General features: G+C 64.2%; 21 protein-coding genes. 10 read left to right on the forward strand and 11 right to left on the reverse strand.

The annotated features are described in order from the left end of the window. Nucleotides 1-39: 39 nt before the first annotated feature. Genes DCG74_RS18010 through DCG74_RS18020 form a run of 3 tightly spaced genes read left to right on the forward strand, consistent with a single transcriptional unit; the run spans nucleotide 40 to nucleotide 2,989 of the window. Nucleotides 40-1,008 carry a tripartite tricarboxylate transporter substrate binding protein gene (locus tag DCG74_RS18010; RefSeq protein ID WP_172784285.1) on the forward strand — a complete coding sequence of 323 codons (969 nt, stop codon included), beginning with the start codon at nucleotides 40-42 and terminating at the stop codon, nucleotides 1,006-1,008. Next, nucleotides 1,005-1,490, forward strand: coding sequence for a tripartite tricarboxylate transporter TctB family protein (locus DCG74_RS18015; RefSeq protein WP_172784286.1), 486 nt, complete (start codon nucleotides 1,005-1,007; stop codon nucleotides 1,488-1,490). The genes DCG74_RS18010 and DCG74_RS18015 overlap by 4 nt, the downstream gene beginning before the upstream one ends. Continuing rightward, the gene (locus DCG74_RS18020; protein WP_036023341.1) at nucleotides 1,490-2,989 is read left to right on the forward strand and encodes a tripartite tricarboxylate transporter permease; all 1,500 of its coding nucleotides are present in this window, start codon (nucleotides 1,490-1,492) and stop codon (nucleotides 2,987-2,989) included. The genes DCG74_RS18015 and DCG74_RS18020 overlap by 1 nt, the downstream gene beginning before the upstream one ends. Before the next feature lie 145 nt (nucleotides 2,990-3,134). Here the strand turns inward: DCG74_RS18020 and DCG74_RS18025 are convergent, their stop codons facing one another. Both DCG74_RS18025 and DCG74_RS18030 read right to left on the reverse strand, forming a co-directional pair. After that, a complete protein-coding gene (locus DCG74_RS18025) occupies nucleotides 3,135-4,643 on the reverse strand; it encodes an amidohydrolase family protein (RefSeq protein WP_172784628.1) in 1,509 nt (502 codons plus the stop codon). Between the two features lie 712 nt (nucleotides 4,644-5,355). Continuing rightward, nucleotides 5,356-6,096 carry a Crp/Fnr family transcriptional regulator gene (locus DCG74_RS18030; RefSeq protein ID WP_210268167.1) on the reverse strand — a complete coding sequence of 247 codons (741 nt, stop codon included), beginning with the start codon at nucleotides 6,094-6,096 and terminating at the stop codon, nucleotides 5,356-5,358. Nucleotides 6,097-6,871: 775 nt separating this feature from the next. Here DCG74_RS18030 and DCG74_RS18035 point away from each other — a divergent pair. The 5 genes from DCG74_RS18035 to DCG74_RS18055 all read left to right on the forward strand — a co-directional run bounded on the left by DCG74_RS18035 (nucleotide 6,872) and on the right by DCG74_RS18055 (nucleotide 12,808). Beyond that, nucleotides 6,872-8,674: an adenine deaminase gene (locus DCG74_RS18035; protein WP_172784288.1), complete on the forward strand. Its 1,803-nt coding sequence runs from the start codon at nucleotides 6,872-6,874 to the stop codon at nucleotides 8,672-8,674. A gap of 152 nt (nucleotides 8,675-8,826) precedes the next feature. Next, nucleotides 8,827-10,611, forward strand: a complete 1,785-nt coding sequence (gcl, locus tag DCG74_RS18040) for a glyoxylate carboligase (protein ID WP_172784289.1) — start codon at nucleotides 8,827-8,829, stop codon at nucleotides 10,609-10,611. Nucleotides 10,612-10,624: 13 nt separating this feature from the next. After that, a complete protein-coding gene (gene hyi, locus DCG74_RS18045) occupies nucleotides 10,625-11,410 on the forward strand; it encodes a hydroxypyruvate isomerase (protein WP_172784290.1) in 786 nt (261 codons plus the stop codon). Between the two features lie 12 nt (nucleotides 11,411-11,422). Further along, nucleotides 11,423-12,310 carry a 2-hydroxy-3-oxopropionate reductase gene (locus DCG74_RS18050; protein WP_172784291.1) on the forward strand — a complete coding sequence of 296 codons (888 nt, stop codon included), beginning with the start codon at nucleotides 11,423-11,425 and terminating at the stop codon, nucleotides 12,308-12,310. Nucleotides 12,311-12,424: 114 nt separating this feature from the next. Continuing rightward, nucleotides 12,425-12,808 carry a DUF1236 domain-containing protein gene (locus tag DCG74_RS18055; protein WP_172784292.1) on the forward strand — a complete coding sequence of 128 codons (384 nt, stop codon included), beginning with the start codon at nucleotides 12,425-12,427 and terminating at the stop codon, nucleotides 12,806-12,808. Nucleotides 12,809-12,848: 40 nt separating this feature from the next. Here DCG74_RS18055 and DCG74_RS18060 read toward each other — a convergent pair whose 3' ends face one another. The 3 genes from DCG74_RS18060 to DCG74_RS18070 all read right to left on the reverse strand — a co-directional run bounded on the left by DCG74_RS18060 (nucleotide 12,849) and on the right by DCG74_RS18070 (nucleotide 14,459). Beyond that, nucleotides 12,849-13,226 (reverse strand): VanZ family protein, encoded by a 378-nt coding sequence (locus tag DCG74_RS18060; RefSeq protein ID WP_172784293.1) that lies wholly within the window; start codon nucleotides 13,224-13,226, stop codon nucleotides 12,849-12,851. Nucleotides 13,227-13,302: 76 nt separating this feature from the next. Further along, nucleotides 13,303-13,899, reverse strand: coding sequence for a thiamine pyrophosphate-dependent enzyme (locus tag DCG74_RS18065; protein WP_172784294.1), 597 nt, complete (start codon nucleotides 13,897-13,899; stop codon nucleotides 13,303-13,305). An 8-nt stretch (nucleotides 13,900-13,907) separates the two neighbouring features. Next, nucleotides 13,908-14,459 (reverse strand): thiamine pyrophosphate-binding protein, encoded by a 552-nt coding sequence (locus tag DCG74_RS18070; protein WP_172784295.1) that lies wholly within the window; start codon nucleotides 14,457-14,459, stop codon nucleotides 13,908-13,910. Between the two features lie 229 nt (nucleotides 14,460-14,688). On the opposite strand from DCG74_RS18070, the gene DCG74_RS18075 reads away from it, so the two are divergent. Together DCG74_RS18075 and DCG74_RS18080 are read left to right on the forward strand one after the other, a co-directional pair. Further along, on the forward strand, nucleotides 14,689-15,738 hold the full coding sequence (locus DCG74_RS18075; RefSeq protein WP_172784296.1) for a hydroxyacid dehydrogenase: 1,050 nt from the start codon (nucleotides 14,689-14,691) through the stop codon (nucleotides 15,736-15,738). A 124-nt stretch (nucleotides 15,739-15,862) separates the two neighbouring features. Beyond that, nucleotides 15,863-16,075, forward strand: coding sequence for a hypothetical protein (locus tag DCG74_RS18080; RefSeq protein WP_172784297.1), 213 nt, complete (start codon nucleotides 15,863-15,865; stop codon nucleotides 16,073-16,075). Nucleotides 16,076-16,078: 3 nt separating this feature from the next. Here the strand turns inward: DCG74_RS18080 and DCG74_RS18085 are convergent, their stop codons facing one another. The 6 genes from DCG74_RS18085 to DCG74_RS18110 form a co-directional block, all read right to left on the reverse strand. Continuing rightward, nucleotides 16,079-16,654: a GNAT family N-acetyltransferase gene (locus tag DCG74_RS18085; RefSeq protein ID WP_172784298.1), complete on the reverse strand. Its 576-nt coding sequence runs from the start codon at nucleotides 16,652-16,654 to the stop codon at nucleotides 16,079-16,081. Nucleotides 16,655-16,660: 6 nt separating this feature from the next. Beyond that, a complete protein-coding gene (locus DCG74_RS18090) occupies nucleotides 16,661-19,018 on the reverse strand; it encodes an Orn/Lys/Arg decarboxylase N-terminal domain-containing protein (RefSeq protein WP_172784299.1) in 2,358 nt (785 codons plus the stop codon). 96 nt (nucleotides 19,019-19,114) lie between these two features. After that, nucleotides 19,115-21,319: a xanthine dehydrogenase family protein molybdopterin-binding subunit gene (locus tag DCG74_RS18095; protein ID WP_172784300.1), complete on the reverse strand. Its 2,205-nt coding sequence runs from the start codon at nucleotides 21,317-21,319 to the stop codon at nucleotides 19,115-19,117. A 7-nt stretch (nucleotides 21,320-21,326) separates the two neighbouring features. Continuing rightward, on the reverse strand, nucleotides 21,327-22,343 hold the full coding sequence (locus DCG74_RS18100; protein WP_172784301.1) for a xanthine dehydrogenase family protein subunit M: 1,017 nt from the start codon (nucleotides 22,341-22,343) through the stop codon (nucleotides 21,327-21,329). Beyond that, nucleotides 22,340-22,825 carry a (2Fe-2S)-binding protein gene (locus tag DCG74_RS18105; RefSeq protein ID WP_172784629.1) on the reverse strand — a complete coding sequence of 162 codons (486 nt, stop codon included), beginning with the start codon at nucleotides 22,823-22,825 and terminating at the stop codon, nucleotides 22,340-22,342. Before DCG74_RS18105 ends, DCG74_RS18100 begins: the two co-directional genes overlap by 4 nt. Before the next feature lie 141 nt (nucleotides 22,826-22,966). Next, nucleotides 22,967-23,446, reverse strand: a complete 480-nt coding sequence (locus DCG74_RS18110) for an Lrp/AsnC family transcriptional regulator (RefSeq protein WP_036035057.1) — start codon at nucleotides 23,444-23,446, stop codon at nucleotides 22,967-22,969. Between the last annotated feature and the right edge of the window lie 141 nt (nucleotides 23,447-23,587).

The following is a 23,587-nucleotide window of genomic DNA, read 5'->3' on the forward strand; positions in this document are numbered from 1 at the left end:
AATGCGGCGAACGTCCGCATGAGCCCTGGAGATGCCCCCATGTTCCGATTTCCCGCGCGCCTTGTCGGCGCAGCCGTCGCGTTCACCCTGGCGGCAGCCAATCCGGGCTTTGCCCAGCAGCTCGAGCTCAAGCTGATGGCGCCGGCGGCTCCGGGCGGAGGCTGGGACCAGACCGCGCGCTCGATGCAACAGGCGCTGGTGGCTGCGGGCATCGCCCGCAGCGTGCAGGTCACCAACGTTCCCGGTGCAGGCGGCAGTGTCGGCATCGCGCAGTTCGTCAATGGCGCCAAGGGTGACGGCAACCAGATGATGGTCAACGGCTTCGTCATGGTCGGCGCGCTCGCCATGAACAAGTCGCCGGTGACGCTGGAGCAGGTGACGCCGATCGCGCGCCTCACCGAGGAAATCCAGGTGATCGTGGTTCCCGCGAATTCGCCGATCAAAAATGCGCAGGATCTGGCCGCGGCGGTGAAGGCCGATATCGCCAAGGTCACTTTCGCCGGCGGCTCGGCCGGCGGCGTCGACCATGTGATGGCGGCCTTGTTCGCCGGCGCGGTCGGCGCCGACGCCAAGAAGATCAACTACATCCCGTTCTCCGGCGGCGGCGAGTCGCTCGCGGCGATTCTCGGCGGCAAGGTCACCGCAGGCATTTCGGGCCTCAGCGAATATGAAGGGCAGATCAAGTCCGGCAAGCTGCGTGCGATCGGCGTGACCTCGGAGAAGCGAATCGCAGGCAGCGATCTCCCGACCTTCAAGGAGCAGGGCATCGACCTCGTAATCGCCAATTGGCGTTCGGTGGTCGCGCCTCCCGGCATCACGCCGGAGCAGCGCAAGACTTTGAGCGATGCGGTCGAGAAGATGGTGAAGTCTGACGCCTGGAAGGAGATCCTCAAGCAGAAGGGCTGGGAGGATGCCTATCTCGGCGGCGACGCCTTCGCCGACTTCCTGAAGAAGGAAACGGCCCGCGTCACCGACGTGTTGAAATCGGTCGGCTTGGTCAAGTCATGATCTCAGGCGATCCCGTCCAGCCGCCGCGGCGCGTCGACCGTGCCGGTCTCGTCATCGCGGCATTGCTTGCGGTGCTCGCCGTCGTGCTGGTCTGGGACGCGCGCGGCCTGCAATCTGCGGCGATGTACGGGATGGGACCGGAGGCGATGCCGGTCGTGGTCGCCAGCGGCCTTGGGCTGCTTGCGATCGGCAACTTCATCGACGCGCTGCGCGGCAATCTGCCGGCACGCGAGAGCGCCGATCCCGTGCCTGTGGTTCTGATCCTCGTCGGGCTTGCGCTGCTGATCGCCATCATCGGCATTGGCGGCGGCTTCATCCTGGCGACCTCGGCGCTGTTCGTGACGACCTCGGCGGCCTTCGGACGCCGTGCCATCCTCATTGACGCCATCATCGCCCTCGTGATGTCGACCCTCATTTACCTGGCGTTCGACCGGTTGTTGACGCTGAGCCTGCCTGCCGGCCCACTGGAGCGACTGCTGTGATGGATACCTTTGCCGCGCTGGCTCACGGCATGGCGGTCGCCGTCCAGCCGATGAACCTGCTTTACGCGCTGATCGGCGTGTTCCTCGGCACGGCCGTGGGCGTGCTGCCCGGCATCGGCCCGGCACTGACGGTCGCGCTGCTGCTGCCGGTGACCTACAAGCTCGACCCCGGCGGCTCGCTGATCATGTTCGCCGGCATTTATTACGGCGGCATGTATGGCGGCTCGACCACCGCGATCCTGATCAACACGCCCGGCGAGAGTGCCTCGATGGCCACCGCGCTTGAAGGCAACAAGATGGCCAAGGCGGGCCGCGGCGGGCCGGCGCTCGCGACCTCCGCAATCGGCTCCTTCGTCGCCGGCACCATCGCCACCATTGGCCTGGCTTTCCTCGCACCATGGCTGGTCGATGTCGCCGTACGCTTCGGCCCCGAGGATTACTTCGCGCTGATGTGCGTCGCCTTCGTCACGGTGTCGGCGACCTTCGGCGATTCCCCGATCCGCGGCCTGACCAGCCTGTTCATCGGTCTGACGCTCGGCCTCGTCGGCATCGACAAGCTGACGGGTCAGGCGCGGCTTGCATTCGGCGTCCCCGAACTGCTCGATGGCGTTGAAGTCACAACGCTTGCCGTCGGCCTGTTCGCGGTGGGCGAGGCGCTTTATGTCGCATCGCGCCGCCACCACACCGAAGAGAAGCTGGAGCCGGTGCGCGGCTCGCTGTGGATGACCAAGGAGGACTGGAAGCGGTCCTGGAAGCCATGGCTGCGCGGGACCATGTTCGGCTTCCCGATCGGTGCGCTGCCGGCAGGCGGCGCGGAGATCCCGACCTTCCTGTCCTATTCGACCGAGAAGCGGCTGACGAAGCACCCCGAAGAGTTCGGCAAGGGCGCGATCGAAGGCGTCGCCGGCCCCGAGGCCGCCAACAACGCTTCCGCAGCCGGCACGCTGGTGCCGCTCTTGACGCTGGGCCTGCCGACTTCGGCCACCGCCGCGATGATGCTGGCGGGCTTCCAGCAATATGGCCTCAACCCGGGCCCGCTGCTGTTCGCCGAGCGGCCTGACCTCGTATGGGGCCTGATCGCCAGCCTCTTCATCGCCAACATGATGCTGCTGGTGCTCAACCTGCCGCTGGTCGGCCTGTGGGTGCGGCTGCTCGCGATCCCGCAGCCCTGGCTCTATGCCGGCATCCTCGTGTTCGCGACCATGGGCACCATCGCGGCAAAGCCGTCGGTGGTGGAATTGTCGATGCTCGCCGGTTTCGGCGTGCTCGGCTTCCTGATGCGCCGGTTCGATTTCCCGATCGCGCCCGTCGTCGTCGGCCTGATCCTCGGCCCGATTGCCGAGAGCCAGCTGCGCCGCGCGCTCGCCATCAGCCTCGGCGATCCCATGACGCTGCTGCAGAGCCCGATTTCGGCAACGCTTCTCGGCGTCGCGCTGATCGCGCTGGTGGCGCCCTTTGTGCTGAAGGGGTTGGGACGGTTCAAGGCAAACGAGGACTAGGGCGTGTACTCATAAGTCATGTCGGCTCCTGAGGCTGAGCGGAAATCTCTGATCGGCGAGAGCATTGGTGACACTGAGCCGAAGTCGGATTGCGGCAGCCGCGCATCCATTGCCGGCGGAGTTGCCCAAGCCGTTGGCATCGTTCCTAGGCGGCGCGAACGTAGCCGTAGCGCAGGTTCGACGGTTGCTTCGAAGCTTGCGTGTACTCGTTCTTGAGCGCCGCGAGGCGGTCCTCGGAAAAGGCCGGCATCCTGGTATTCTCAGCCGCCTTCAGCTTGATCTTGTAGAATCTGGTTGCGTTGCCCGCGAAGATCAGCTGCTTGGTAGCGCTGTTGGCATCGCCAAGCGCCGCAAAGCCGTACTTCCTCTGCATGTCCTCGGGGATTTCGAGCCGGCGCAGCGCCTCGATCTGCCACTGTGGTGAGCCGTACCAGACCGAGTCGGTGCCCCACATGACGTGGTCAACACCCATCCCCTTTATCAGCGTGCCGATCAGCGCGGCGCAGAACTTCGGATGCGCGACCGCCGAGTTGGCAAAGGACGTGCCGAGCTCGGCATAGACGTTGGCGACGCCGAACTTCTGCGGGACTTCCGCGAGATCGGTGGCCCACTGGATACGGCCGGTCTGTTCGAAATCCGCCCACGCGTGATCAGGTAGTTCGAGGAACGGCCGCAGCGCCGAGTGATAGATCACGAAGTTCATCTGCGGCCAATCCTTCGCGGCTTTTCCGATGTCCCACGCCGTTGCGTATTCCCAGACGCCGGCGAACGACTTCTCATAATCGGGCGGCAGCAACCCCTTGTGGATACACAGCGTGTTGATGCCGGCCTTCACTGCTTTCTCGTAGAACGGATACATCACCTGCTCGTCGTCGAGCCGCCATGGGAACTTCGAGGGCGCCAGCGGATCGCCAATCGTGTAGGACTTCCAGGAATCCGGTTTGTAGACTTCGATTGCCTTGTCCACCTCGTCCATCCAGCCGGGTTGCTTGGGAGTGATGACGCTGTGCGCCAGCAGGCGGCGCGAACCGGCGAAGTCGTTGATCAGTTCTCGCGCCTTGACGATCTGCTCATTGGACAGCAGCCACCAACTCGGGTCGTCGAAGGGCGCGCCGCTCAGGAGCGCCATGTTGGTGTCGCTGTCGTAGTAGATCTCTTTCACATAGTTTTGGAACTTGTAGCGGGCTAGCGAAGAGACGCCTTCCTCCTTCATCTTCGGATTCCAGTGCTGGCTCGCAAAGTCCGCCAGCCCCAACAGCTCCTTATGATCGAAGTCGTCCCGCACGAAATGAGTCTGGACGTCGAAGATGAATTGGCCTGCAAGGCTCTGCGCGCGGGCCAGCATCAGCTCGGGTTCGCGGGCTTCAGCGGGCGCGACCCGGAAAACATTGCCGTAGATGTCGTTCATGGCGAGGAAAGCTGCTGCCATGCCGCAGCTCGTGTGTAAGAACTGCCTGCGGCTCAAGCCGAGGTGTCTGCCGTTAACATCAGCGAGCTCGTTGATCCGTGCCTCGACTTTCTTTTGCGTATCGCTCTGCGGGGGCGGGAGATACTCGCCATTGGAAACAATCTGGGTCGGGATAGGCGTTGCCGCCGATGCCGCCTCCGCGCCCGCGACGAGACGCTGTTCTCGCTCACTAAGCCAGGTGCTCATTGTTCTCCTCCCCGTTTGTTGGCCGACCGTGGCAGGCGGGCATGAGACGCGTATGGCTACTCCCAATCAGTTGGCAGGACCGACTAGGCGTACCTCTCCGGTTCAGCTACGCATGAAGCCATCACGCGCCCGAAGCCTAGGCGAATCTCTGCATCGCCTTGCTCCTGCGAGAGCGGCCGGCATACCCGAGAAACCACTTGCAGTTGTGGGTATCCCCGCTGATTCAATGCTCAAACTTCTATTCGCGCAACCGATGTGAATCGACAGTCACGCTGTCCCAACGCCGCATCACTCTTTCATCTGATCAATCTTTCATTTGATCGATTTCAGCCGAAGTGAAAGGCTCGTTTTTCAAATGGACTGCGTCGGCTCATGTCCCCGAGCCGAACACCGCAGCCGCGGCTGCCATCTCGACTCTCTGCCGGAGATCCTCATAGGTGGCTGCGTTAACTGCTGCTTTTGGACCCATAGCCGACCTCAACGCGCAGTGTTCGAATAGCGCATCCGAGATGGACCAATTCAGCGCTTGAGTCGCTGCGCCGGCGGGTCATTGACCAGCGCTTTTGACCCGTTACGGACGTTGGCTGGGAGATCCTCACCGCATTGGGCCGCAGCCCGGTCAGAAGGATGCGCATCCGGCGATGCTATTCGAGCATCGTGCCCGCCGGCTTTACCCGGACGCGCCGAAACGGCTAGCATCGCCTCGTTTCATCTACCGGATCGGCAGATCGAAAACGCGAGATGGCGCTGTACCCGTAGAGAAGATCTTCTCGAGTTCGAGCCGCATGGTGTCGTGGCATTCGCACGCCACCGCAGCGAGCCGCGATGAGTCGATCTCGATTTCGCCTCGCCGCTCAGATCTGATCGCTCCGGAAGCGCGCAGATTGCGCATCAGGAGCGTCACCGTCGTTCGTCGCACACCCAACATCTGCGAAAGCGCGTCCTGCGTGAGGGGCAGGACGTCGTGGTTGATGCGGTCGTGAAGTTGAAGCAGCCAGCGTGCCATACGCGCTTGGACCGGATGCAGTGCATTGCAAGCCCCGCCCAATTGAAACTGTATCAGCACCGCCTTGAAGTGAAGCTGGACTACGTGGCGGATCGCGGGACTCCGGCTGAAAGCGGCATGGAATCGCGCCGCGGGGATCCGCGAGGCCGTCCCCGCGGCACGAACGATAGTCGTAACGGCCGCAGGGGACGGTCCCAGCACGGAAAGAGTGCCCACTGCCCCCTCGCGCCCTATTGCGGCGCTGGCGACCGTCTGCCCATTCGCCATGTCGACCATCACCGAAACGGCGCCACTGTGAGGGAAGAGGACGTGCTCGGTATGATCCCCCACCCGCGAGACGACCTCTTCCCGATCGAGGGTTACCATCTGTAGGTCGGGTGCCAAAAGATCGAGATCAGCGATCGGCAGTGCTGACAGAAGCCGGTTGCCAACTTCGCTTACAAGCATCACTGCAGCCCGATGCGAACGGTCCGCCCCATCGCATTTCGAGCGACAAACGGCAACAGCCTCAAACTTTGTTTGAATTCGCCTGTGCGTGTCGCCTCGAAATCCAATTCAGATGCGAAAGCTCTTAATCGCAAAAATGAAACTCCAAGCAGGCGAATTCTGCTGGTGCAGGATCATTCAACTAGATCCGGACGCCACGCGCGGACAATTGCAAAATGGGTATGGGTAACATCATAAGGGTTCCAATTTCGGCGCGTGGCAAACGCCACAATCAGTGATGCGTAAATTGGGGCGATTGCGCCGCAAGCTGGTTCCCGTTGAGCCCTCGAGCTCAAGCTTGGCACCGCTTGCAAAGGGGCGACCAAGCCGCCGCATCTGCGACTTGCCTCAGTGGGTAGTTTGGGGCCCGATGCCTCAAGTACGTCGGGGGCCCTTTCGGCCCTCAGCTCTGCGAGAGAACAAGGCCTCAGGTTTGGCGGCTTTGAAATCGATAAGCGCAGCTGGCAGGCGAACGCAATTGGCGCATTGGCGGCGTCTAGGCAAAGTCCGGTTATGGCCCATCGGCGCCGTCAACGTTGTGCACTGTTGAGAGACGAGCCGACATCTGGCGCGCCCAAACTCAGCGTATGATTTATAAGTACACGCCCTAGCGGAAATTAAGAAGGCGGGGCGCGTCTGCCTAATGCGTAAGCACCGGTGACGTATTATTTGAGTTGCTCTCGCCGCCAGCGGCGGCAACCATCGCGGCGCTGTCCATTCCCACGCGAGAGCCCCGATGACCAAGCTCACCCGCTTCTCCGTCGCGCCGCTGCACAGCATGACGCGGCGTCTGGCTGACGTCGCCTCGGCGCGTGTGACGCCGGATCTCGTCATCACGGGCGCGCGCGTGCTCTCGACCTATTCCGAGCGTATCCATCCGGGGCGGGAGGTCTGGATCTCAGGCGGCCGCATCGCGGCGGTGAAGCCGGCCGGTACAGCGAAGAAGGCGTGGGGCGATGTTCCGCTTTATGACGCGGCCGGCGGCATCATCGCGCCGGGCCTCGTCGATCCGCACATTCACATCGAATCCTCGATGGTGACGGCCTGTTCCTACGCCGAGGCCGCGCTGCTCAACGGCACCACGACGATCTTTTGCGACAGCCACGAGATCGGCAACGTCATGGACGTCGCCGGTGTGGAGGCGATGCTGGAAGATGCGCGCGAGGCGCCGCTCTCGATCTTCCTGACCGTGCCGAGCACCGTTCCTGCGACCTCGGCTGAGCTCGAGACGGCGGGCGGCGACCTTACGCCGGACAAGATCGCCGGCCTTTTCGACCGCTGGCCCGAAGCGGTGGCGCTTGGCGAGAAGATGGATTTCGTGCCCGTCACGATGGGTGACGAGCGCAGCCACGCCATCCTCGCCGCCGCCTTGAAGCGGGGGCGTCCCGTGTCCGGCCATGTCTATGGCCGCGAATTCGTCGCGGCTTATGCGGCATCCGGCGTCACCGACACGCATGAGGCGATCGACCGCGACATCGCCGATGACCTGCTCGATGCCGGCGTCTGGGTGTTTTTGCGCGGGGGACCGCCGACCACGCCGTGGCATTCGCTGCCGCAAGCGATCCGAACGATCACCGAACTCGGGGCCTCGCACAAGCGCACCGCCGTGTGCACGGACGACCGTGACGCCGACGATCTCCTGCTATTCGGTCTCGACTGGGTGGTGCGCGAAGCCGTGAAGGCGGGGATGTCGCCGGAGCAGGCCTGGTCGATGGGCTCGCTGCATGGCGCGACCCGCTTCGGCATGGAAGGCGATATCGGCGGGCTCGGCGGCGGCCGCCGCGCCGATCTCGTGCTGGTGGACGATCAGCTCAAGCCACAATGCACCTGGTATGGCGGCGAGCTCGTGGTCGAGCGCGGCAAGATCACGTCGCGTCTCGATCGGGCGCTGTCGCAGCGCTATCAATATCCGAGGGCAGCCTATGCGACCGTCAAGCTGCCGCAGACGATGAAGCTGACGCCGGAATTGCCGGCCAAGGCCTGCACCGTCAACGCCATCAGGACCGCGCTTCCCGGCATCACGCTGATCCACGAGAAGGTCGCGATCGAGCCGGCCAAGGACTGGCCGTCGCTGTTCGCGCGCTATGGCCTCTGCTTCGTCGCGGTGGTCGAGCGCCACGGCAAGTCCGCCGGCAATGTCGCCCACGGCCTTCTCAAGGATTTCGGCCTGAAGCGCGGCGCGGTCGCCTCCAGCGTCGGTCACGACAGCCACAACATCATCGTCGCCGGTACCAACGAGGCCGACATGCAGGTCGCGATTGCAGCGATTAGGGAGCAGCAGGGGGGCGTTTGCGTCGTCGCCGATGGCGAGGTGAGGGCGCTGGTTCCGCTGCCGATCGCAGGACTCCTCTCCGACAAGCGTGTCACCGAAGTGGCGGAAGAGGTGAAGGTGCTGAAGAAACAATGGGCCGAGGCTGGCTGCACCATCCCGTACATGGGCTTCAATTTGATTCCGCTATCGGTCATTCCGGAAATTCGCATCACCGACAAGGGCCTCGTGCTGGTGCCGCAGATGCAGCTGGCGCCACTGTTCGAGTGACCTGCTTTCACGCATCTCTTGATCTAACCGATTGAGACGCCCACGATTTTCTCGCGGCTGCCGCATCGTGGAAAATAAAATCGATCTCGTTGAGATCGGCTTCTGCGCACCTGATGATCTCGTTCGCTGACGCAATTTGAGCGAGGTCCGATATGGCGAAGATGCGAGCTGTCGATGCGGCCGTGCGTATCCTGGAGAGGGAAGGTATCTCGACGGCCTTCGGAGTTCCCGGCGCTGCGATCAATCCGCTTTACTCGGCGCTGAAGAAGCGTGGCTCGATCCGCCACATCCTGGCGCGCCATGTCGAGGGCGCTTCGCACATGGCCGAGGGCTATACGCGCGCCAAGGCCGGCAACATCGGGGTCTGCATCGGTACCTCCGGGCCGGCCGGCACCGACATGATCACCGGACTCTATTCGGCGATCGCCGATTCCATCCCGATCCTCTGCATCACCGGTCAGGCGCCGCGCGCGCGGCTCTACAAGGAGGATTTTCAGGCGGTTGACATCGAGTCGATCGCCAAGCCCGTGACCAAATGGGCAGTGACGGTGCGCGAGCCGGCGCTGGTGCCGCGTGTGTTCAGCCAGGCCTTTCATGTGATGCGCTCAGGGCGCCCGGGGCCGGTGCTGATCGACATGCCGCTCGACGTGCAGCTCGCCGAGATCGAGTTCGACGACGAGACCTACGAGCCGCTGCCGGTCTACAAGCCCGCCGCGACGCGCAAGCAGGTGGAGAAGGCGCTCGAGATGCTCAACACCGCCGAGCGGCCGCTGATCGTGGCAGGCGGCGGCATCATCAACGCCGACGCCTCTGACCTGCTGGTCGAGTTCGCCGAGATCGCCAACGTGCCGGTGGTGCCGACGCTGATGGGATGGGGCGCGATCCCTGACGATCACGTGCTGATGGCCGGCATGGTCGGGCTTCAGACCAGCCACCGCTATGGCAACGCCACCCTGCTGGAATCCGACTTCGTGCTCGGCATCGGCAACCGCTGGGCCAACCGCCACACCGGCTCGGTCGAGACCTACACCAAGGGTCGCAAATTCGTTCACGTGGACATCGAGCCGACGCAGATCGGGCGTGTGTTCAATCCCGATCTCGGCATCGTCTCGGACGCCAAGGCCGCGCTCGAGCTGTTCGTCGCCGTCGCCAGGGAGTGGCGGCGGTCGGGCAGGCTCCGCGAGCGCCAGGCCTGGCCCGCTTCCTGCCGCGACCGCAAGAAGACGATGCTGCGCAAGAGCCATTTCGACAACGTTCCGATCAAGCCGCAGCGCGTCTATGAGGAAATGAACAAGGCATTCGGCCGCGACACCACCTATGTTACGGTGATCGGCCTGTCGCAGATCGCCGGCGCGCAATTCCTCGGCGTCTACAAGCCCCGCAACTGGATCAATGCAGGGCAGGCGGGGCCGCTCGGGTGGACGCTGCCGGCCGCGCTCGGCGTGCGCGCGGCCTGTCCGGAGCGCGAGATCGTCGCGCTGTCGGGCGATTACGACTTTCAGTTCCTGATCGAGGAGCTCGCAGTCGGCGCGCAGTTCAATCTGCCCTACATCCACGTCGTCGTGAACAATTCCTATCTCGGCCTGATCCGCCAGGCCCAGCGCGGCTTCGATATGGACTATCACGTCCAGCTCTCCTTCGAGAACATCAACGCGCCCGAGATCGGCGTCTACGGCGTCGACCATGTCGCGGTCGCCGAAGGTCTCGGCTGCAAGGCCATCCGCGTCACCGACCCGAAGGACACGCAAGCGGCGTTTGCGACCGCCCGCGAATTGATGGCGAAGCACCGCGTGCCAGTCGTGGTCGAGTTCATCCTCGAACGGGTCACCAACATCGCCATGGGCACGGAGATCGACAACATCGTGGAGTTCGAGGAGGTGCTGGACCTTCCGCTCGACGAAGTCGAGACCACACGCGTGCTGCAGCCGGCGGAATAGGGGAAGAAGCACCATGCCGAAGTTTGCCGCCAACCTCACCATGCTCTTCAACGAGATGCCGTTCCTCGACCGCTTCGCAGCGGCGAAGACGGCGGGCTTTGCCGGGGTCGAATATCTCTTCCCCTATGATTTCGACAAGGCGCAGCTGCGCGAGCAGCTCGAGGCCCACGGGCTGACGCAGGTGCTGCACAATCTCCCCGCTGGCAACTGGGCCGGCGGCGAGCGCGGCATTGCGATCCTGCCCGACCGCACCGCCGAATTCCGCGATGGCGTGTTCCGCGCCATTGATTATGCCAAGGCGCTCGATTGCGAGCAGCTCAACTGTCTCGTCGGCATCGCGCCTGTTGATGCCGATCCGCGCGAGCTTCAGGAGACGCTGGTCGGGAATCTGCGTTTTGCGGCTTCGACGCTGGCGCGGGAGAACATCAAGCTGCTGGTCGAGCCCATCAACACGCTCGACATTCCCGGCTTCTTCCTCAACGGCACCGAGCAGGCGGTGCAGCTGATCTCCGAGGTGAGGTCGAACAACCTCTTCATCCAGTACGACATCTACCACATGCAGATCATGGAGGGCGATCTCGCCCGCACCATGCAGGAATACCTGCCTCAGATCGCCCACGTCCAGCTGGCCGACAATCCCGGCCGCCATGAGCCTGGCACCGGCGAGATCAACTATCCCTTCCTGTTCCGCCACCTCGACGCGATCGGCTATCGCGGCTGGATCGGCTGCGAATACAAGCCGCGCACGACGACGCTGGAAGGCCTGTCCTGGCACGCGGCACAGACGTTTGAGACCTGAGGAAACGCAAACATGACCAATATCGGCTTCATCGGACTCGGCACCATGGGGCGGCCGATGGCCGGCCATCTCCTGGCCGCGGGTCATCGCGTTTTCCTGCATGACATTGCGCCGATCGCGCCGGATCTGATGTCCGCGGGCGGCATCGCCTGCACGTCGTCCAGGGAGGTCGCAGAGCAGGCGGACGCGGTCATCATCATGGTGCCGGATACGCCGCATGTGGAGGCCGCGCTGTTCGGCAAGGACGGTGTCGCCAGCGGCATCTCCAAGGGCAAGATCGTCGTCGACATGAGCTCGATCTCGCCGCTGGCGACTAAGGAGTTCGCGAAGAAGATCGAGGCGCTCGGCGCCGACTATCTCGACGCGCCGGTGTCGGGAGGGGAAGTCGGCGCGAAAGCTGCGAGCCTCACCATCATGGTCGGCGGGCCGGAGCGGGCCTTTGGCACCATGAAGCCGATCTTCGACAAGTTGGGCAAGAACGTCACCCATGTCGGCGCCAACGGCGACGGACAGACGACGAAGGTCGCCAACCAGATCATCGTCGCGCTCACCATCGAAGCTGTGAGCGAGGCGCTGTTGTTCGCATCCAAGGCCGGTGCGAATCCCGCGCTGGTGCGCAAGGCGCTGATGGGCGGCTTTGCCTCTTCGCGCATTCTGGAGGTGCATGGCGAGCGCATGGTGAAGCGCAATTTCGATCCGGGCTTCCGCATCGAGCTGCACCAGAAGGATCTCAATCTCGCGCTCGAAGGCGCTCGCTCACTCGGCCTGTCGCTGCCGAGCACGGCCGTGGCGCAGCAATTGTTCTCGTCCTGTACCGCACATGGCGGCAAAGCATGGGATCATTCGGCGATGGTTCGGGCGCTGGAACTGATGGCCGGCCACGAGATCGCAGCTAGCTGAACTGTTACGCCGTAACAGTCTCCAGATGCGGGGTGACTTTCGCCGCAGGGGAACCGGAACAATGATCTGGCCCCGCGGTTGAAGGCGCAGGACAATCACTGGAGACAAAACACCATGAAAACCCGTCTTGCGATTACGTTGGCTGCAGCGTCGCTGCTGGCGTCGAGCGCAGCCTTTGCCCAGTCGACGACCGAACAAGGCGCCAGGGACGGCGCGCGTGCGGGTGGCGACATCGGCGGCCCGATCGGAGCGATGGTCGGCGGCACCGTGGGTGCAGCCGTCGGCGCCGGTCTTGAAATTCCGAATGCGGTCCTGGGCGGAATTCCGCGCAGCGACTCCGTCGTAGTCCACGAGCGCGTCGTGGTCGGCGAGCCCCTGCCACCCACCGTGGTGCTCCGCCCGGTGCCGAATTACACCGAGTATCGCTATGCGGTCGTGAACGATCGCCGCGTGATCGTCGAGCCGCGCACGCGCCGCGTGGTCAAGATCATCGACTGATCGACGCAATCCTCTGTGCTGAGCAGGGCCCTGCGGAGTGTCACTCCGCGGGGCCTTCGCTTGCCACGGCGGAGCTGATGCAAAAGCGCGAGAGCAGCCGGTCGGCCGTGGCGGCGAGCGCAAAGCCGAGGCAGGCGGTGGCGGCGTCGACCAGATAATCCTCCAGCCGCGCATGGCGGCCGGGTGCCCAAAATTGCATCAGCTCGAGCACGCCGATCAGGATGACCGCAGCCGCCGCAATCAGCAGACGCCGGCGTGGATAGGCGAGGCCGAAGGCCAACCCCACCATGATGAAGGCAAGCGCATGTTCGCCGTCCTGACCGAGGGTGGAATGGGGGCGAAGGCCGGGAGGACCGAGAGTGGCGAACGTAACGGCAGCGGCGAGCAGCCAGGCAAAGGTACGAATGAAAAGCGACATCTGGGTCGCTTAGCACGAATTTGGTCGGGTTGTCGCGAGGCTCGTATCAGATCGCCGTGTAGTTAATGACAAAATGTTAAAGCGGATCGCGCACGCCAAGGCCATGCATGAAACGTTCCCGGATCTGCACGGGGTCGCGACGGGTGGTGCCTACGCCGGGCTTGTCGTCGATCCTGACCGCGATCAGGCAGGGCTCGGAGGCCGCCATCGCATCGTCGACCAGTCGCTCGAAATCCTCCTCGTCCGCGGCCCAGGCGCTGCTCGCGAGACCGCAGCCGATGGCGATGGCGACGATGTCGGCGACGCTGGCTGCCGGTGTCGGCTGCGCGCCGGTGATCTGGTAGATGCCGTTGTCCATCACGATCATCGTGAGGTTTTTTGGCTTCAGAGCCGCGATCGTCGAGAGCGCGCCGAGCTGCATCAATAGCGAGCCGTCGCCTTCGAGCGCGAAGACGCGGCGGTCGGGCTGTGCCAGCGCCACGCCGAGCGCGATCGGGAAGGCAAGGCCCATGCTGCCCAGCATGTAGAAATTCTGCGGCCGGTGGCCGGCGGCCCAGAGGTCGAAATTGGTGTTGCCGATGCCGCCAATCACGGCTTCCTCGTGCTCGAGCTTTGCGATCAGCCGCGAGGTCACGTCAAACCGGTTCATCACCTTGGTATTGCCAGTGTTCATCGCCGGCCTCACTTGTCAAAGACCTTGCCGCCCGTCAGCAGCGGGTTGAGGATCAACGCCACCGGCGCCTGCGTGGTGACAGCCTGCTTGATCGAGCGGTCGGTGATGAATTCGAGCTCGTCGAGCCGGGTGATGGTGTGGTGCTCAAGCGCCAGCGAATCCAGCACCGGTCGCATGGTGCGGCAGACCAGCGACTGGCCGTAGTTGAACTCGCCGAGCGTGCCGCGCTCGGAGACGAACATGATCAGCGGAATCTGGTAGGGCACTGCGAGCGAGGCCAGCACGTTGGCGAGCGTGGCAAAGCCGGAGGTCTGCATCAGCACCGCGCCGCGCCGTCCGCCCATCCAGGCGCCGGAGACGATGCCGACGGCCTCTTCCTCGCGGGCGGTCGCGAAGGTGGTGAAGAAGGGATCGGCGTGCAGGTTCTTGATCAGCGGCGTGAGCACGCGGTCAGGCACGTAAGGAATCAGGCTGATCTCGTTCCGCTTCAACGTTTGCAGGACGATGCCGTGCCAGCTTCCGTCGCGGCTCCCCTGCGTCTGCTGTTCCGCAATCGCCATTGCGCTCTCCCTGCGGCCGCACATGCTTCTTGGTTCTGGCCGTCGCGGCAGTCTGCCGAACTTGACGCGAACAGCGGGATTGTCAACATGTCCGCGCCGTCACCATGATCTGCGCCAGCAGGCCTGCCGTGGCCGGCACCGCCATGGCATAAGCGGCGATAACCAGAACACGGGGGGGCACGGGGCGCTGACCTTGCGGCTCTCCCTCGCAAGAGCCGGAAGGGTCCTGATGTCCGTCAACAACAAGCGCGTCGTCTACTCCAATTACTTGGCCAATCCGATCTATATCGACATCCTGAAGGCGCGGCCCGACGTGCGGCTCGATCGCATCGAGAACGCAAGCCCCGAGGACGTCTATGGGCCGCTCCTTGGCGCTGCCCACGTCTACCAGGTCGGTGCCGCCCGCGATGAGCTCGCCCCGCATTTCCATGTCGATGCCGCCTTCCTGAAGCGCACGCCGAACTTGCTGCTGGTCTCCAGCAACGGTGCCGGCTTCGACCCGGTCGACGTCGAGGCCTGCACGGCCGCCGGGGTCGTGGTCGTCAACCAGTCCGGCGGCAATGCCCATTCGGTCGCAGAGCACGCGCTGGCGATGATGCTGACGCTGTCCAAGCGCATCATCCAGTCGGATCGCCGGCTGCGCCGCGAGCGCGACGTCAACCGCAACGATCTCGTCGGCAACGAGGTCGAGCACAAGACCGTCGGCATCATCGGCCTCGGCAATGTCGGCCGGCGCATCGCCGCATTGTGCAAGGGCCTGCTCGGCATGACGGTGCTGGCCTACGATCCCTATTTGTCGGCCGAGGTGATGGCCGAGCGGGGCGGGGAGAAGGTCGAGCTCGACGAGCTCTTGCGCCGCGCCGATTTCGTCTCGATCTCCTGCCCTCTCAATAAAGGCAGCCGCAACATGATCAGCACGCGCGAATTCGCGCTGATGCAGCCGCATGCCTATTTCATCACCACCGCGCGCGGCTTCATCCACGACGAGGATGCACTGCTGCAGGCTCTGCGCGACAAGCGCATCGCCGGGGCCGGCCTCGACGTCTGGTCCAAGGAGCCGCCGCCGCCGGAGCATCCGCTGCTCCAGCTCGACAACGTGCTGGCGAGCCCACACACCGCAGGCGTCACCATCGAGGCGCGCCAGAATATGGGCCGGATCGCCGCCGAGCAGGTGCTGGATGTGCTCGACGGCAAGCGCCCGCCGCGCATCATCAACCCCGAAGCCTGGCCGCGCTATGCGGAACGTTTCAAGCAGGCCTTCGGGGTGACGCCGGGGTAGGGGCGCACCAAGCGCTCTGGATGATGGCCGGGAACTGAGCCCCGGCCTTGATCCGCGTCAAAATCTCCTTTCCCCGTCCGGCCTAAATGGGACTAGAGTGCCGGCGGGCAGGCAGGGAGGTCCCATGTCAACTTATGTCGTCAGGTTCATGAAGGACGTGCTCGGCGAATACGGCCGGCAGTGCGAGGTCTGCCAGGGCACGCTCGAGATCGACGCCGCCGACGAGGACGAGGCCAAGGAACGTGCGAAAGCGAGGTTCTGCAAGGACCAGGCGTTGCACCACTGGTCGCTGCATGCCGACCGCATCCATGTCAAAGCGGCCGACTTCCCGTCGTAGGGCCTAACGCCCGGGTGCCGTGACAGGCGGGGGCGTCGTCGTCCCCGCGCCGAGCGAGCGTTGCACCATGACGGTGTCGGACCAGCGGCCGTGGCGATAGGCAACGCCGCTGAGCAGGCCGGCGCGCGCGAAGCCAAACCGCTCGTGCAGCGCCAGCGAGGGCGCGTTGTCGGCATCGATATAGCCGATCATCTGGCGAAAGCCGGCCGCCGCGCAGGCGTCGATCAATTCTTGCAGCAACAGCCGTCCGACCCCGCGGCCGAGATGGGCGTGGTGGACATAGATCGAGTGCTTGGCGGCGTAGCGATAGGCCGGCCGCTTGCGGAACAGCACGGCATAGGCATAGCCGACGACCTCGCCGCGCCAGGTCGCGACCAGATGCGGCAGGCGGGTCTGCTTCAGGTTCTTGCGCCGGTCGCGCAGATCGTCCGGCTCCGGCGCACCGGTTCCCTCGACATCGCGCGGCACGCCATTGCGGACGTGATGGCGGTAGATCGCCAGCATCGCCTCGACGTCGCTCTCGCGTGAGGTGCGGACCAGGACCGCTTCGTCGCTCGCGCGCGCAGCTGTCTCGTTCATCGGCACCTACTCGGTCACGACATAAGTGTAGAGCCCGATGCGCCCGTTCGCGTCGACCTCCTTGTAGACGCCCTGGATCTCGACGTCGAAGCCCGGGAATGTGTTGAAGCAGGTCTCGAACATCTTGAGATAATCGATCATGGGCTTGGCCCGTTCCGTCAGTCGCTCGCCGGGCACGATGGTGGCAATGCCGGGCGGGTAGACCACGAAGGGCGTGGTCGCGATACGGCCGGCGATCGCCTCGATCGGGAGGTAGTCGACGTCGTTCTTGAACAGATAGCGCGCGGCATCGCGGGGCGACATCGCGATCTCGGGCATATGCTCGGGCATGAACTGCCGGGCCTGGAGCGCGCTGACATCGGCGGCGCGGAAGAAACGGTGCATCTCGCCGCAGAGGTCGCGCAGCCGCGCGCCGGCGTAGCGCGCCTGTCGCCGCTGATAGAATTCGGGGATGACATCGGCCAGCAGCGCATTGTCGTCATGCAGCCTCTTGAACGCGACGAGGCCGGAGATCAGCGTGCCCGCCTTGCTCGCCTCGACGCCGGGCGTCAGCAGGAAAAGCAGGGAGTTGAGGTCGTTCTTTTCTGGGACGATGCGGTTCTCGCGCAGATATTGCGCGACGACCGGCGCGGGAATGCCGTGCTCGGCATAGGCCCCGGTCGTACGATCGAATCCGGGGGTGAGCAGCGTCAGCTTGTTCGGATCGGTCATGGCAAAGCCTTCCGCGAGATCGGGAAAGCCGTGCCAGTTGGTATCCGGAGAGAGCTGCCACAGCGCGGGATTGGTGGCGAGCTCGTCGGTCGAGAGGGTCTCCCAGGCGACGTTATGCGCCGCGCCGGGGCGGCTGACATCGGCAATGGCGACGCGATCTGGAACAAACGGCTCGAAGAACCAGCGGCGATCCGGATTCTGCTCCTTCTCCTCGAACTCCCGGCGCATCGCCCGGATCTTCTTGCGCAGCTCGATGCCGAGCCGGATCGTGTCGTCCCACAGCACTTCGCCGGAGCGGCCCTTCATCATCTGCGCGCCGACGTCGAGCGAGGCGAACAGCGGGTAGAACGGCGAAGTCGAGGCGTGCTGCATGAAGCTCTCGTTGAAACGGCGGTGCTCGACGCGACGCTTCTGGCCGCGGATGTGGCGATCCTTGATGTGGATCTGCGAGGCCTGCGAAAAGCTTGCTAGCTGCTTGTGGGTCGACTGCGTCGCGATGATGCCGGGGGCGTCGGGCGGAAGATTTGCCAGCCCCATGGCGAAGCGGCCGGCATAGAGCGGGTGGAATTTCATGAACCCGGCCCAGGCCTCGTCGAACAGGATGTAGTCGCAGAGATGGCCGATGCGCTTGATGATCATCTCGGCGCTGTGGATCGAGCCGTCATAGGTGCACTGCTCGACCACAGCGACGCGGAACGGCCGCTCCCTGCGCCAGGCGTCGCGATCGTTCACCAGGGGATGGTTGCGGATCGCCTCGCGCAGAGCCTTCTCGTCGAGCCTGTCCCAGCGCATCGGGCCGATCAGCCCCCAGGCGTTGCGGACGGTCGGCACATAGACCGGGATGCCGCCATTGATCATCAGCGCGCCGTGATGGGCGGCCTTGTGGTTGTTGCGGTCGAACAGCACGAGGTCGCCGTCGGTGACGAGGGCGCCCAGCGCGACCTTGTTCGAAGTCGAGGTGCCGTTGAGCACGAAATAGGTCTTTTCCGCGCCGAAGATCGCCGCCGCTTCCTTCTGCGCCTTCAGCGCCGGGCCCTCATGGGTGAGGAGGTCGCCGAGGTCGAGCACGGAATTGTCGAGGTCGTCGCGGAACACGGATTCGCCGAGATGCTCGACGAACACGCGCCCGATCGGGCTGCGATTGTAGAACACGCCGCCATTGTGGCCCGGGCAGGTCCAGAGCTGGTTGCCTTCCTCGGCATAGTCGACCAGCGCGCCGAAGAAGGGCGTCTTCAGCGTCTCGGCATATTGCTTGAGCCGGCTGATCAGGTTCTTGGCGATGAAGGTCGGCGTCTCCTCGGAGAGGAAGACATAGCCGTCGATGAAGTCGAGCACTTCGACCGGCAGGTCCTCGAACCGCTTGCGACGGATCAGGAGAATGATTGGGAAGTCGAGGCCGCGGCGGCGCATCAGGTTGATCAGCGCCGAGGTTTTGCCCTCAAGCCCCTTCTTGCCCCAGTCCACCACCATGCAGCCGATCGCGGCATCGGTCTGCACCGCCATCTCGGCATCCTCCAGCTTGCGGGCGCGGACTACCTCGAAGCCGGAGCGTTGGATTTCCTCGATGATCTGGTTGAAGCGGACGCCTTCGAGATCGTCGGCGTCGAACACAGGTGCGGCGAACAGGAAGTTGAAGCGTTTGAAATAGTCCATGTCGGATCCCGAATGTGCAGGAAGATACAGCTCTCGACACATTCGATGACATTTGGATGACATGCCCGAGTGCTGCGACAGGGTTAGCCTGCCGCCTCACTCCAGCAGCTTGTCCAGCGTAATCGGGAAGCGCCGGATGCGCTTGCCGGTGGCATGATAGACGGCGTTCGCAATCGCGGCCGGCACGCCGACGGTGCCGATTTCGCCGAGCCCCTTGATGCCCAACCGGTTGATGCGGTCGTCGGGCTCGTCGACGAAAATGACGTCAATGTCGTGGACGTCGGCGTTCACGGGGATGTGGTATTCGGCGATGTTCGCGTTCATGATGCGGCCGAAGCGGTGATCCATCACCGTCTCCTCGTGCAGCGCCATTCCAATTCCCCAGACTACCCCGCCCATGATCTGGCTGCGGCCCGTCTTGGTGTTCAGGATGCGTCCAGCCGCGACCGCACTCACGACCCGGGTGACGCGAATGACGCCGAGCTCTTCATCGATCTTGACCTCGACGAACACGGCCGAATGGGTGTTGCGCGCGTGCGACTTGTCCTCGGGGAACTCGTTCAGCTTCTCCTTCTCGATCCGCTCGACCTGGCCATGGCGCATCGCATCAGCAATCGAAACTGAGCGGCTGCGGTCGGCGGCCTTAGCAACCGTGCCGTCGAGGAGAATGATGTCTGGCACATCGACCCCGGCAAGCGGCGAGGCAGGCATCGCCTTGGCGTATCGCGCTAGCTCGCGGCGAATCTCTTCGGCTGCTCCCAGCACGGCGTGCGCGCTCGAGGCGGCCATCCATGAGCCGCCTTCCACCGGTGCCTGCGGCAGGCTCGAGTCCGCGAGCCTGACGCACATGTTCTCGATCGGCAGCCCGAGGGCATCGGCCGCGACCTGCGCCACGATGGTGTAGGTGCCGGTGCCGATATCGGACGCGGCGCAGGAGACCTCGGCATGGCCGTTGGCCGTCAGCACGATGCGGACGGCGACCGGCATCTGCAGCGCTTCCCATACACCTGTCGCCATGCCCCAGCCGACCAGTTCCTTGCCGTCGCGCATGGAGCGCGGTGCCGGATTGCGCCTGCTCCAGCCGAACGCCTCCGCGCCGCGGGCGTAGCATTCGCGCAACTGCTTGCTGGTGTAAGGGAGGTCTTCGGTCTGGTCGCGATCCGAATAGCACTTCAGGCGCAATTCGAGCGGATCGAGCTTCAGCGCGACGGACAATTCGTCCATGGCGCATTCAAGCGCGCACACGCCCGTTGCCGCACCCGGTGCGCGCATGTCGCAGGGCGTCGAGACGTCGAGGTCGACCAGCTTGTGGGAATAGTGGCTGTTGGGGCTCTTGTAGAGCTGCTCGGCCCAGCCGGTGTCATTGCGAGAGAAATCCTCGTAGCGGGAGGTCACGGCAATCGCTTCGTGGCTGACCGCATCGAGGGTGCCGTCCGGCTTTGCGCCGAGCGCAAGGCGCTCGATTGTCATGGGACGATAGCCCAGGCCATACATCTGCTGCCGCGTCAGCACGACGCGAACAGATCGCTTCAGTGCGAGCGCGGCAAGGGTTGCCAGCACGACCTGGTGTTGCGGCCGCAGGCCTGAGCCGAAGGCGCCGCCGACGTACGGCGAGATCACGCGGATGTCGTCGGGCTTCTTGCCGAAAACGCCGCAGAGAAACTTCTGGACGTTCTGGACGCCTTGCGTCTTGTCGTAGACCGTAAGCCCGCCACTGCCGTCCCAGACCGCCGTCGTCGCATAGAGCTCCATCGGATTGTGGTGCTCGCTCGGAATGACGTAGTCCGCCTCGTGGCGCACGGCCGCGCGCGTCAGGGCTGCTGCCGCATCACCACGCGGCTCGTGCGGCTGATCCACTTTGGAAGCCTTGCCGCGTTCGGATTCGAGATCGGTCGCAAACGCCTCCTGCTCATATTCGACGCGAACACGGGTTGCGGCGAACTTGGCGGTCTCCCAGTCCTCCGCGACGACCAGTGCGATCGGCTGTCCGTTGAACTTGATCCTGTCGTCATAGAGCGGACGGAAGGGCGAGCCCTTCTCCGGCGCCACCTCATCCTTCCAGGCTTCGTCCTTGTCGGCGAGGGGCGGCCGATGTGCATGGGTGAGCACGTCGACCACGCCCTTCACCTTCAGAGCCTCGCTGGTGTCAAGACGAGCGATGCGCCCGCGCGCGATGGCGGCCTCGACAACGAAGCCGTGAAGAAGACCTTCTGCTGCGAATTCGCCGGCATATTTGGCGGCCCCGATGACCTTGGCCCGGCCGTCGACGCGCGACGTTGGTGTTCCGACATAGGCGTTCATCGGGACCTCATGCGATCTTCTTGTAAGCTTGTGACTGCGGCGTGGCGCTTGCGGCCTGCATCAGCGCACGCAGGACGGCTCGGCGCGCCAGCTCGATTTTGAATCCATTATGGGAGCGGGCAGTCGCTCCCTGCAGCAGCAGGTCGGCGGCGCGCCCGAAATGATCCGGTGTTGCCGCCTGGCCGCGCAATGCGGCTTCGGCCTCGAGGCTTCGCCAGGGCTTGTGAGCCACGCCGCCCAGCGCAAGGCGCGCTTCGCCGATTGCGTTGCCCTCCAGTTCGAGCGCGGCCGCGACGGAGACCAGAGCAAAGGCGTAGGAGAGCCGGTCGCGGATCTTCAGATAGCTGTAGTTCCGGGCAAAGCCGTGCGGCGGCAGCTCGATGGCGGTAATGATCTCGCCGCTGCCGAGATTGGTATCGAGATGAGGCTTGTCATCGGGAAGCCGATGGAAATCCGTCAGCGCGATGGTGCGCTGCCCCGAGGGGCCTGCGATGTGCACGAGCGCGCCGAGCGCGGCCAGCGCCACGCTCATGTCGGATGGATTGGTCGCGATGCAGGACGTGCTGGTGCCGAGGATGGCGTGGTTGCGGTTGAGGCCGTCGATGGCCGAGCAGCCCGTGCCGGGGCTTCGCTTGTTGCACGGCGTCGTGGTGTCATAGAAGTAGGGGCAGCGCGTTCGTTGCATCAGATTGCCGCCGACCGAGGCCATGTTGCGCAATTGCGCGGAGGCGCCGGCCAGGATGGCGCTGGCAAGCAGGGGATAGCGCTGCTCGATCAACGGATGGTAGGCGAGGTCCGAATTCGGCACCAAGGCGCCGATACGCAGGCCGCCGTCGGCGGTCTCCGCGAAGTCGCGGAGCGGCAAGCGGGAAATGTCGATCAGCCGGGAGGGCTGTTCGACATTCTCCTTCATCAGGTCGATCAGGTTGGTGCCGCCGGCAATCAGCTTCGCGCCGGGATCGGCGGCGAGCAGGCGGATGGCGTCGGCCACATCGCTTGCGCGGGAATATTGGAAGTTGTTCATGACCGGCTCATTGCCTGCTCGATCGCAGCCACGATGTTGGGGTAGGCACCGCAGCGACAGAGGTTTCCGCTCATCAGCTCCCGGATCTCGTCCGCATCGCGCGCACGGCCTTCGGCCAACAGGCCCGCGGCGGAGCAAATCTGTCCCGGCGTGCAATAGCCGCACTGAAAGGCATCGTGGTCGATGAAGGCCTGTTGCAGGGGATGCAGCGCGCCGTCCGCGGCCAAGCCTTCGATCGTCGTGATCTCAGCGCCATCCTTCATGACGGCGAGGGTGAGACAGGAATTGACCCGTCTTCCGTCGACCAGCACGGTACAGGCACCGCATTGGCCGTGATCGCAGCCTTTCTTGCTGCCGGTCAGCTCCAGGCGATCACGCAGCGCATCCAGAAGCGTGGTCCAAGGCACGACTTCGAGCGCGTAGCTTTCGCCATTAACGACGAGGTTGATCGGAATGCGTTCGGGGATCGTAAGGTCGGCCATGGTCGGTTTCCCTGCGGAAAGGCCGAGTCGGGCAAATTGGGCAAGTGACGCGAGAATGCGTTGCCGCCGCTGGCCAATAGCGCCCAACGGATGAGGAGTTGCTTGGTTCCTGACCGGTTCTCCCGATCTGGATCGACGAGATCAGCGCTTCGTCTCGCCGAACACGACGGTCGGCACCGCGCGGTTAACGATCTCGCGCAGCGCGAAGCTCGATTGCACCCGCGCCACGCGTGGCAGGCGGGACAGCTCGGTGCGATGGATGCGCTCGAAATCCTGGATGTCGCGGGCGAGCACGATGAGGATGTAGTCGTCCGTCCCCGACATCAGGAAGCAGCGCACGACAGAGGGACATTTCGTCACCTCTGCCTCGAATGCCTTCAGCGCCTCGTCGCTCTGGCTTTCCAGCGCGATGCGAACCAGCACCGTGGTGGTAAGGCCGAACTGGCCGAGGTCGAGCGCGGCCTGGTAAGCCTGGATGTAGCCGTCATCCTCCAGCGCCTTCTGCCGCCGCGCCAGCGCCGTGCTCGACAAGCCGATCTTGTTGGCAAGCTCGGTGTGGCTGGCTCGCGCATTGGTCGTGAGTTCCGCGAGGATGGCGAGGTCTTTCCGGTCGAGGGCCAAGGTTTCGTTTCCAGCGCCAAAGGACGTTTTCGCGCCTGAAACCGGCGCGGGTGCCGCCAAGGTAGCGGATATTTGCACGAAACCAAACCGACGCTCTCGCTACGATCAACAATGGAATCAAAGCATTGGCGAAGGAGAGCA

It is taken from the genome of Bradyrhizobium sp. WBAH42, assembly GCF_024585265.1.
Classification (GTDB): domain Bacteria; phylum Pseudomonadota; class Alphaproteobacteria; order Rhizobiales; family Xanthobacteraceae; genus Bradyrhizobium.